Here is a 259-nt window from a genome sequence, read left to right on the forward strand (position 1 = left end):
ACTTACTGTAATATTATTCGCGTTCGCATTAAAGCTAGTTACCGTGTTTCCATAAGCATCTTGGGCCGTTAAGGTATTGGTTCCTGTAAAGGCTGTGCCATTCACTTGTGGACTCGCCAAGCTCACCACTAATTTGCTGAAAGTGGCTGGCAATACCGTTACCGATAATTCATGTGAATTACCTGTCGCATTAATCGTTCCATCGGTCGTTGTTATCAAAGCACTCTCTGCTTGGTACAAGACCACAGAAGCCGTTGCC

Annotated in this window: 1 protein-coding gene; it reads right to left on the reverse strand. The window is 44.8% G+C overall.

What is annotated here, in order from left to right:
- Window positions 1–259: hypothetical protein (locus EWU23_RS13875; RefSeq protein WP_166233208.1), on the reverse strand; the 259-nt coding region annotated here is incomplete at both ends.

This window comes from Aquirufa beregesia (assembly GCF_011090385.1).
GTDB lineage: Bacteria > Bacteroidota > Bacteroidia > Cytophagales > Spirosomataceae > Aquirufa > Aquirufa beregesia.